8 protein-coding genes are annotated in these 7,234 nt (G+C 72.2%); all 8 read right to left on the reverse strand.

What is annotated here, in order from left to right; all coding sequences use genetic code 11:
- Positions 1-1,296: AMP-binding protein (locus IE312_RS11325; RefSeq protein WP_229899533.1), on the reverse strand; the 1,296-nt coding region annotated here is incomplete at its 3' end.
- Positions 1,293-2,414, reverse strand: coding sequence for a Glu/Leu/Phe/Val dehydrogenase dimerization domain-containing protein (locus tag IE312_RS11330; protein WP_189980806.1), 1,122 nt, complete (start codon positions 2,412-2,414; stop codon positions 1,293-1,295). The genes IE312_RS11330 and IE312_RS11325, both read right to left, overlap by 4 nt.
- A 34-nt stretch (positions 2,415-2,448) precedes the next feature.
- Positions 2,449-3,012, reverse strand: coding sequence for a type 1 glutamine amidotransferase (locus IE312_RS11335; RefSeq protein WP_189980808.1), 564 nt, complete (start codon positions 3,010-3,012; stop codon positions 2,449-2,451).
- 10 nt (positions 3,013-3,022) lie between these two features.
- Positions 3,023-3,823, reverse strand: a complete 801-nt coding sequence (locus IE312_RS11340; RefSeq protein ID WP_189980810.1) for an amino acid kinase family protein — start codon at positions 3,821-3,823, stop codon at positions 3,023-3,025.
- A complete protein-coding gene (argC, locus tag IE312_RS11345; protein ID WP_189980812.1) occupies positions 3,820-4,878 on the reverse strand; it encodes an N-acetyl-gamma-glutamyl-phosphate reductase in 1,059 nt (352 codons plus the stop codon). Before argC ends, IE312_RS11340 begins: the two co-directional genes overlap by 4 nt.
- On the reverse strand, positions 4,875-5,723 hold the full coding sequence (locus tag IE312_RS11350; RefSeq protein ID WP_189980814.1) for an ATP-grasp domain-containing protein: 849 nt from the start codon (positions 5,721-5,723) through the stop codon (positions 4,875-4,877). Before IE312_RS11350 ends, argC begins: the two co-directional genes overlap by 4 nt.
- A 1-nt stretch (position 5,724) precedes the next feature.
- On the reverse strand, positions 5,725-5,910 hold the full coding sequence (locus tag IE312_RS11355; RefSeq protein ID WP_189980816.1) for a lysine biosynthesis protein LysW: 186 nt from the start codon (positions 5,908-5,910) through the stop codon (positions 5,725-5,727).
- 94 nt (positions 5,911-6,004) lie between these two features.
- Complete coding sequence (locus IE312_RS11360; RefSeq protein ID WP_189980818.1) at positions 6,005-7,156, reverse strand: hydroxymethylglutaryl-CoA lyase-like TIM-barrel protein; 1,152 nt, start codon at positions 7,154-7,156, stop codon at positions 6,005-6,007.
- Between the last annotated feature and the right edge of the window lie 78 nt (positions 7,157-7,234).

Here is a 7,234-nt window from a genome sequence, read left to right on the forward strand (position 1 = left end):
GAACCAGCCGTCCGCGGACAGCTCGGCGTCGAAGGCGGCCTGGTTGCGGTGGTAGCCGAGGGCCTGGGAGGCGCCGCGCACCCGCAGCCGGCCCACGCGGGCCCCCTCCCCGGGGTCCGCGCCGCCGTCGATGCGGATCTCCATGGCGTCGATCGGCCGGCCGTGGCTGTGCGCGGACCAGTCCTGGTCGTAGTCGAGCCGGCTGATGGTGATCGGCCCGAACTCGGACATCCCCCAGACCGAGTAGGTGGCGGTGTCGAAGGTGTCGCGCAGCTCGTCCACCAGCTCCTGCAGCACCGGCTGGGCCCCCGTGACGGTGTAGCGCAGGCTGGAGACGTCGTGCCGGTCGGCGCGCTGGGCGGCCGCCACACCGAAGAGCGTGGGTGGCGGGCCGTACAGCAGGGTGGCCCGGTAGCGCTCCGCGAGGTCCAGCAGGCTGGTGTGGTTCCGGCCGTCCTGGAAGGCGACCGTCCCGCCGAGCATCACGCCGGCCAGGACGCCCTGGGCGAAGCCGGAGTAGTGCACGAGCGGGGTGGTGACGACGGCCACCAGGTCGTCGCGGAGCAGGAAGGTGTCCACGTAGCCGCGTACGCCCGAGTGGACGGTGTTCTGGCTGTGCACGACTCCCTTGGAGAAGCCGGTCGTCCCGGAGGTGAACAGCACGACGAACGGCTCGTCGGGCCCGAGCGCGCGCCCCTCCAGGTCGCCCAGGCGGGTGTCCTCCCAGGGCACCGAGACGAAGTGCTCGTGGAAGTCGAGGGTGCCCTCGGGAGCGCGGCCGCCGACCACCACGACGTCCTCCAGCGGCAGTCCGGGGCGCAGCGCGGCGATGTCCCGGGCAGGCTCACGGCCGTCCCACTCGGCGACGGTGACGCACAGCCGGGCCTCGGTGAGTTCCAGGCGGTGGCGCAGTTCCTCGCCCTGGCACTCCGGCGCGATGGGGCAGATGACGGCGCCGACGGCCATGCAGGCGTACATCAGCGGCACCATCTCCCACCGGTTGGGCAGCTGGACCGCGACGACGTCCCCCCGCCGGACGTCGAGTTCGAGCAGGGCCCCGGCGAACCGGTCGGTCAGCAGCGAGAGTTCCGCGTAGTCGAGCGTGTCGGTACGCGCCTCGCCCAGCCGGCGGCCGGCGACGGCCAGCTTGCGCGGCCGGATCCGGGCCTGCCGGCGCAGGTCGTCGAGGAACGTCTCGTCCCGCCACCAGCCGCGCGAGCGGTACCCGGCCGCGCGGTCCGCGGCCGGCGCCGGGGCCGGGGCGGGTGCCGGGGCGGGTGGGAGGGTCGTCGTCATCGCAGTTCTCCACGTCGCACCGCGAACAGCTCCGGCAGCGGGTCACCGGCGCGGGCGGCGGCGATCTCCAGCAGGGCCCGGGTGTTGTCCCGCACCCGGTCGCCGATCCAGTCGAAGACCCAGGCCTTGCGTGCCTCGGCGGCCAGGTCGAAGGGGACGATCCGGGTGACGGCGAGGGCCGCCGCACCGGCGCCGCCGATGTTGGCGATGACGCCGGGCACCAGGGTGGCACCGGCCGCCCGGGCCTTCTCCCGTGCCTCGGCGTCGGAGGCGAGGTTGGCGCCCTCGACCACCAGACCGGCGCGCAGCCGGTGCGCGTTCTCGGCGTTCAGGGCGTGCTTCTGGGCGGCGAGGACCAGCAGGTCGGCGTCGATGTCGAGCCAGGCGTCCGGCCCGCTGGAGAGGGTGACGTGCTGCGGCAGGCGGGAGCGGTCGATCAGGCCGAACTCGTCGGTGACGGCGACCAGTTCGGCGACCGGGAGCCGGTCGGCGCTGATGGTGCCCCGGGCGTCCGCGACACCGACGACGACGTGGCCGCGGTCCTCCAGGAACCGGGCGACCGCGCGGCCGACCGCGCCGAAGCCCTGCACCACGACCCGGGCGGATCCGGTGCGCCCGCTCGCCTCCAGGGCGGTGACGGCGGCGACGCCGACGCCGTGGCCGGTGACGTCGATGAGCGGCTCGTAGTAGGTGCGCCAGTCGACCGGCATGTCCGGTGCGCCGAGCCGGTAGCGGGGGTCGTAGCCCGCCTCGTCGAAGAACACGGCCCGGTCGGCGGGGGTGACGCCCATGTCGATGCCGAGGTGGATACCGCCGTGCAGCAGCGGCTTGACGGTACGGCCGAACGTGCGGAAGGTCTCCTCGCGGTTGCTGCCGTCGGAGACGATGCCGCCCTTGGCGCCGCCGATGCGCAGACCCGCCAGGGTGAACTTCTGGGTCATGTCGCGGGCGAGGCCGGCCACTTCCTCCTCGGTCACTCCGGGGGTCATCCGCACCCCGCCCATCGCGAGGCCGTCGACCAGTGTGTCGATCACGACCCAGCCCTTGAGGGCGCCGCCGCTGCCGTTGAGGTGCACGACGAGCGCGGGATCCTGCGTGGTGTCGTCAACAAGGCTCATCTGCCGGGTACTCCTGTTCGTCCATGAGGTGCGTTCACTGGTAGAGCTGGGCGAAGCCGCGCAGGATCTCCAGGCCGTCGCTGCGGAACTCCAGGTGGGCCTGGGAGCCGTAGATGCGGCCGTCGTCGGAGCGCAGGAACTCCACGGGCGCGTGCTCGGAGCGGCCGATGGAGCGGAAGCCCTCCGGGGCCTGCTGGAGGTAGAGGGTGTGCCGGTGGAAGACCGTCACGGTCGGCTTCACGTGGGTGAAGAGCGGATCCTCCTTGTCGACCTGGACCTCGTAGCCGCCGACCCGCTGCGGGCCCTCGGCCAGCCGGCCGCCGGCGGCGACCGCGAGGATCTGCATGCCGCCGCAGATCCCGAAGACCGGGACGTCGGCGTTCATGACGAGGTCGACGAGCGGCTTGTAATACTCCTGGTCGAAGGCCCGCACCTTGGTGCCGCTCAGCACGACGGCCTGGTAGCGGCCGTCGAGCCGGGCGGGCACCGCGGCCGGTTCGACGGTGTCGGTGTCCGAGCCGAGCGCTTCGAAGCGCCCGCGGAGCTGCTTCAGGGAGAGTGTGCGGTTGTTGACGACCAGCACACGGGATTTCGCCACGGGGTGCTCCTCAGGTTCGCGTGATGACGGTGCCGGTGCGCGCGGCGAGCAGATCCGTGACGGGCGCGCTGCCGATGACGACGCGGTCCACTCCCCGGTCCAGGGCCTCGCCCGCGGCGCGGAGCTTCTTGCGCATGCCGCCGGTGGCGCCCTTGTCGCGGAACTCGGCCGCCGCCCGCGCGCTGATCTCGCGCACCGGTTCGCCGTCGATCAGCAGGTGGGCGACGTCGGTGACAAGGATCAGGTCGGTGGCGCCGGTGGCCCAGGCGAGCGCGGCGGCGGCCCGGTCGGCGTCGGTGTTGACCTCCTGGCCGGCGGCGTTGCGGGCCAGCGGGGTGACGAGGTAGGCGCGCCCGGGTTCCAGCTTGGTCAGCGGCGCCGGGTCGACACCGGTGATGGGGCCGACGAGGTTCTCCAGTTCGACCAGCTGCTTGTCCCTCCACCACCAGCGTTCGCCCGCGCCGGCGCTGACCAGTCCGTCGCTGCCGAGCAGCCGTTCGGCGGCGATCCCGCGCTGTTCGAGGCGGCCGAGCACCTCCCGGCCCAGCTCGGCGCTGACGGTCTTGATGTCCTCGATGACCTCGGGCGTGGTCCAGCGGCTCTGGTTGCCGTAGCGGTCGCGCAGGATCGCCGACGGCTCGCTGTAGCGGGGGCTGAGCTGCTTCAGCGGCTTGGACCAGCCGTGGACGAGGACCAGCGGCCGTTCCCGCCCGTGGTCGGCCAGGTCGTCCCACCAGCCGCCGGCGAGGTCGGCGAGGCAGCTGCCGCCGAGCTTCACCACGGTCGGGGGCGGGGTCGGGGTCTCGGTCATGCGGGCATCACCGGCTGCATGGTCAGGCCCGTGTCCTCGGGCAGGCGGAAGCGCTTGTTCACGGCCTGTACGGCCTGTCCGGCGGCGCCCTTGACCAGGTTGTCCAGGGCGGCGAGGACGACGATGCGGCCGCCGTCCGGGTCGTGCAGGGCGGTGACGTCGCAGTAGTTCGAGCCGAGCACGGCCTGCGGGTCGGGCACCGGGATCAGCGTCTCGTTGTGCCGCCGGACGCGCACGAAGGTGTGCCCCTTGTAGAACCTGAGGTACGCACGCTGCAGCTCCCGCTGGTCCACCTGCTCGTCGGTGTACACGTAGACGCTGGCGAGCAGTCCGCGCACGTGCGACACCCCGTACGCCGACATGGCGAGGGAGCCGACGCTGCCGGGCTTGCTGCGCAGCAGGAAGTCGCTGACCTCGGCGGCGTGCCGGTGACCGGTCGGGGCGTACGGTGCGATGGCCCCGTTGCGCAGCGGGTGCAGGTCCGGCACGCGCAGCTGCAGACCGCCGCCGCTGGAGCCGCTCTTGCCGTCGATCACCACGGTGCGCAGGTTCAGGCCCAGCCCGAGGGTCAGCGGGGCGAGCCCCAGGGTGATGGCGGTGGCGTAGCAGCCGGGCACCGAGATCAGCGGGGCGTCCACCAGCTGGTCGCCGACCAGCTCCGGCACGCCGTAGACGAAGCGGTCGGCCAGCTCGGTGGTCCGCTCGGCCTTCGGGTACCAGCGGTCGTGCAGCTCCGGGGTGCGGATGCGGAAGGCGCCGCTCAGGTCGGTGACGCAGGGGACGCGGTCGGCGAGTTCCGCGGCGAGACGGGCGGAGACCGGGGCGGGCGTGGCGAGGAACACCACGTCGCACCGCTCGGCCACGCGGTCGGCCGTGACGGGCTCGACGGTCACGCCCAGGTCGAGACGGAGCCCGGGGTGCAGCTCGGCCGGGCGCCGGCCGGCGCTGGAGTTGCCGCCCAGATAGGTCAGTTCCAGCTCGGGGTGCTGGGTGACGAGCCTGATGAGTTCGCCGCCGGCGAGCCCGGACGCGCCGACGATTCCCACACGGATCATTCGAGTGTCTCCTGGACGTGACGGACGACGACCGATGCGATGTCGACCCCGGTCGTCGATGCCACTCCCCGCCAGGCGGGGGCGTGGTTGACCTCGTTGACGAGATAGCCGGACGGGGTCCTGAACAGGTCGACCCCGTAGACGCCGGCGCCGAGCCGGTCGACGACGCCGTCCACGATCTTCTGCACGTCGGGGTCGTGGGCCAGGGCCCGGCTCTGGTTGCCGAGGGCGGCGTTGCTGCGCCAGTCGGCGCCCGCGCTCTCGAACTCGGCGGCGGCGACGATCTCCCGGCCGACGACCAGGCAGCGGATCGAACCGCCGCCCAGGTACGGCTCCACCAGGCAGGCCTGCTCGAAGGCGTGGCCCAGGTCCTCCACGTAGTCGTAGACGGACTGCGCCAGGTCGGCGTCGCGCACCAGGGTGACGCGCTTGCCCATGCCGCCGTAGACCGGCTTGAGCACCACCGGCACCCCCAGCTCGTCGAGCGCCTGCCCGAAGTCCTTGCGGGACAGCACGAGCCGGAAGTCCGGCACCGGGACGCCCGCCTCGCGCAGCACGGCGCGCAGCACCAGCTTGTTCTCGCAGGAGTGGATCGCGGCGGCGCTGTTGAGGACGCGGAAGCCGTCGGCCTCGGCGAGGGTGGCGATCAGACCGCCGCGGGTGTAGCTGCGGCTGCGCACCATCAGCGCGTCGTAGTCCTTGACGGACAGGGCGTCGCGGTGACCGGCGCACAGGGACTCGTCGTTGACCCAGTCGACGGTCAGGCCGAGGTCCGGGGCGGTCTCGATGAGCCGGCGTTCCTCCCAGCCGACCCGGTCCGCGACGATGGCGATTCGGTTGGCCATGTCACTGGCCCCAGTCGCGGAGCTGGACCTCGACCATCTCCAGGGTCAGCCGGCCGTCGGTGATGCCCTCGATCCGGAGCGTCAGCATGCATTCGGGGCAGGACAGGGTCTCCCCCTCGACCATCTCGGGCACGGTCAGGTCGGTCTCGCACTCGGGGCACGAACCGGTCAGAACAGCGGTGCTCATGGCAGGACTCCGATCAAGGGTGGCGGGTACGGGGGAAGAGGCACGGGGCAAGAGGTGCGGGGAAGAAGGGGAAGGCGCGGGCGGTCCGCGGCGCTCAGGCGGCCTGGAAGTCGACGGCGGCCTTGCGGACCGCCTCCTGGTCCAGGACCGGGGCGCCGTCGCGCTCCTGCCGTTCGATGAGCCAGGCGGTGAAGCCCTCGACGTCCACGTCGACGCCCGATCCGGCGAGCGCCCACGCGACGAGGGCGGGGGTGAGCCGGGTGCGCACCCGCAACTCGCGTGTATTGCCGACGAGTTCGGCCGGCAGAGTCTCGTACGCCTCCGGGTGGGTGAGCTGGCCCGGCAGTTCGTAGGCGAAGGCGTGCGGTGACGTCGGGCCGGACTGGAAGGCGCTGCCGAGTCCGGCACCCCTGAGGGCCACCCGGGACAGCTCCGTGAGGTGGGTCAGGTCGAACCGGGTGTCCCCGTGGATGACGCGCAGGGAGGTGAGGAGCTCGGCCAGCGGCGCGTTGCCGCCGCGCTCGCCGATGCCGCCGACGGTCGCCGAGATCCACTGCGCGCCCGCGCGGACGGCGGCGAGGGAGTTGGCGACGGCCATGCCCAGCATGTTGTGGGAGTGGATCTCGATCTCGGATCCGTCGATGGCGGTGAGGTCGGAGATGACCTCCTCCATCCGCCAGGGCGAGAGGTGGGCGACGGTCTCCGCGAGGCGGAACCGGTCGGCCCCGGCCTCGAAGCCGGCGGTGACGTAGGGGACGAGCCGTTCCCTGGGAGTGCGGGCGCCGTCCTCGCCGCTGAACGTGACGTGGAAGCCGCGCTCCTTGGCCTGGGAGATCGCCGAACGGGCGAGCACGTTCAGGAACTTGGCGCTGGGCGAGTTCAGCTTGAGCCGGGCGTGCTGCTCGGAGGTGGGGATGGAGTACATGATGTGCCGCACGCCCAGCCGCTCGGCCTCGTCCAGGGCCCTGCCGACCTGCTCGCGGTCGCGCACCACCACGAGCGTCATGCTGCGCTCGGGACCGATCGCCTCGTGCGTGGCGAGGACCAGGTCGGCGTCCTTGGAATTCGGGCCGGAGACCATGCCGACCTCGACCAGGTCGATACCGGTCTTCACCAACAGTTCGGCGATGACGGTGGCGTCCTTCGGCCCGAATTCGACACCTCCCATGTGGGCGGAATCGCGCAGGGTCGCGTCGGACAGATGGGGCAGCCGCGGAAGGCTTCCCTCGTTCGCTGATTCGGGCATTGCGTTCCCTCCTTTTCCAGAGCCTGCTTCCTTTTCGACACCGAACATGCTGCGCGACCCTGTGCAAAGAAGCGATGC

Source organism: Streptomyces capoamus (assembly GCF_014654935.1).
In the GTDB taxonomy this organism is placed as follows: Bacteria; Actinomycetota; Actinomycetes; order Streptomycetales; family Streptomycetaceae; genus Streptomyces; species Streptomyces capoamus.